General features: G+C 41.5%; 4 protein-coding genes. All 4 read right to left on the bottom strand.

What is annotated here, in order from left to right; all coding sequences use genetic code 11:
* Positions 1-182: 182 nt before the first annotated feature.
* From rplI to rpsF, 4 genes are read right to left on the bottom strand one after another with little or no spacing between them, the layout of a single operon-like run.
* The gene (gene rplI, locus PSI06_RS20840; protein ID WP_004588457.1) at positions 183-635 is read right to left on the bottom strand and encodes a 50S ribosomal protein L9; all 453 of its coding nucleotides are present in this window, start codon (positions 633-635) and stop codon (positions 183-185) included.
* 35 nt (positions 636-670) lie between these two features.
* Entirely contained in the window at positions 671-898 is a 228-nt protein-coding gene (gene rpsR / locus PSI06_RS20835; protein WP_002962753.1) for a 30S ribosomal protein S18, read from the bottom strand.
* 12 nt (positions 899-910) lie between these two features.
* Complete coding sequence (gene priB / locus PSI06_RS20830) at positions 911-1,228, bottom strand: primosomal replication protein N (RefSeq protein ID WP_004588456.1); 318 nt, start codon at positions 1,226-1,228, stop codon at positions 911-913.
* Positions 1,229-1,271: 43 nt separating this feature from the next.
* Complete coding sequence (rpsF, locus tag PSI06_RS20825; protein WP_004588455.1) at positions 1,272-1,613, bottom strand: 30S ribosomal protein S6; 342 nt, start codon at positions 1,611-1,613, stop codon at positions 1,272-1,274.
* Positions 1,614-1,921 lie beyond the last annotated feature (308 nt).

The raw sequence follows: 1,921 nt of genomic DNA, 5'->3' as shown, positions 1-1,921 counted from the left end.
ACTTGCTCAACAATAGATAATTTAAAGCCTAATGTATAATCTCGCTGAGTACGCTTAACGTCTTTAGTTTTAGTGGTTTTCATAAAATAAGTCCTAAATGTGTAAACACATTTCAGGACAAGACAAATTTTAGATACAAAAAAGCCGCGCTAAAAGCACGGCTTTTTGGGCTTAATTAAAAATTAAGCTTCAGCAATAACGATTACTTTAATAGTAGCTGTTACGTCTGAGTGTACTGCGATTGCAACGTCGAATTCGCCAGTTTCACGGATAGTACCGTGAGGTAAACGAACTTCTGATTTAGCAACTTCAACACCAACAGCTGAGATAGCGTCAGCGATGTCACGAGTACCGATTGAACCGAATAGCTTACCTTCGTCACCAGCTTTAGATACTAAAGTAACTTCTGCTAATGCTTCTAGTTTGTCAGCGCGTGCTTGTGCTGCAGTTAACTGTTCAGCGATTTTCGCTTCTAAGTCTGCGCGACGAGCATCAAACGTTTCAATGTTTGCTTTAGTTGCAGGAACTGCCTTACCTTGCGGGAAAAGGAAGTTACGTGCGAAGCCAGATTTAACAACAACCTGGTCACCTAGGCCACCTAGGTTAGCGATCTTATCTAGTAGAATAACTTGCATGTTTCTACACCTTTTAAAAACTGTTAATCCGCTGCTTACTTATGTAAGTCAGTGTATGGAAGAAGGGCTAAGTAGCGAGCACGCTTAATAGCAGTTGCTAGCTGGCGCTGGTATTTAGCGCTAGTACCTGTAATACGGCTAGGTACGATTTTGCCACTTTCTGTAACATAGTTTCTAAGAGTAGCTAGATCTTTGTAATCGATTTGTTGTACGCCTTCCGCTTTAAAGCGGCAGAACTTACGACGTCTGAAATAACGTGCCATGAGATTAATTCCTCAAATAATTCTTTCTATATGCTGAGCATGCAAAACCAATTGGCTAAGGCCGTTACGACCTTCGTGGCGATTTAAAAAACCACTCACTTGCAATGCCTGCCCAACGTGCAAATGTTGAGTCTGTTGTTGCATTTGCTTACCACTGGCAACAACCTGAAGCCTAACGTAACTATTACGGTTAAGATCTGCTTCGGTTTGCATCGATTTATGTTCTACAACAAAAATACAATGCGGTATGCCTGCAGGGCTTTGGCTAAACTTGGGTGTTTTACAAACAACCCCCGATATAACCAGCTGATTCATATATGGGCTAACCATTACATTAACTGCTGACTACGTGCCATGCTAGGACTCAAAACAATTAAGCAGCTGGTGCTTCTTTCTTCTCTTCTCTTGCAAGAGGAGACGCTTCAGTTACTGCATTTTTAGTACGCATAACTAAGTTACGAAGCACTGCATCGTTGTAGCGGAAAGTAGTTTCTAGCTCGCTGATTACTTCAGTAGGTGCTTCAACGTTCATAAGAACATAATGAGCTTTGTGAAGCTTGTTGATTGGGTAAGCCAGTTGACGACGGCCCCAGTCTTCAAGACGGTGGATAGTACCACCAGCTTCAGTGATAGAACCAGTATAACGTTCGATCATACCAGATACTTGCTCACTCTGATCAGGGTGAACCATGAATACGATTTCGTAATGACGCATGGATATTCCTTACGGTTAATAGAGCCTTCTACCGTTTCGGCCGGTCGGTTTAAGGCAAGGAATTAATAGTGTAAAAGCCGAAATGAGCGCGCATTTTACGCTTAGATGGATAATTAAGCAAGCAGGTTTTTTTAAGCTTTGATAGATAAGTGTTAAAGCTATCAGCTATCAGCTATCAGAGTGATCTGACTCCATAAAAGTAGACACCTATTTAGGAGTCAGTTCTCATGAAAGTAAAAGCGTTTCGTAAACATACAGAGGAATTTAAAAGAAAAGTGGTGCAGGAGTCATTAGACTCACACGGTACC

This window comes from Pseudoalteromonas sp. GABNS16E (genome assembly GCF_028598715.1).
In the GTDB taxonomy this organism is placed as follows: Bacteria; Pseudomonadota; Gammaproteobacteria; order Enterobacterales; family Alteromonadaceae; genus Pseudoalteromonas; species Pseudoalteromonas atlantica.
The sequence above is the reverse complement of the archived record's forward strand: the minus strand, read 5'-3'. Positions and strand labels throughout refer to the sequence as shown.

Bases quoted from the DNA above. Each gene is read 5' to 3' on its own strand.
- rplI (WP_004588457.1), bottom strand. From the start codon at position 635: ATGCAAGTTATTCTACTAGATAAGATCGCTAACCTAGGTGGCCTAGGT.
- priB (WP_004588456.1), bottom strand. From the start codon at position 1,228: ATGGTTAGCCCATATATGAATCAGCTGGTTATATCGGGGGTTGTTTGT.
- rpsR (WP_002962753.1), bottom strand. From the start codon at position 898: ATGGCACGTTATTTCAGACGTCGTAAGTTCTGCCGCTTTAAAGCGGAA.
- rpsF (WP_004588455.1), bottom strand. From the start codon at position 1,613: ATGCGTCATTACGAAATCGTATTCATGGTTCACCCTGATCAGAGTGAG.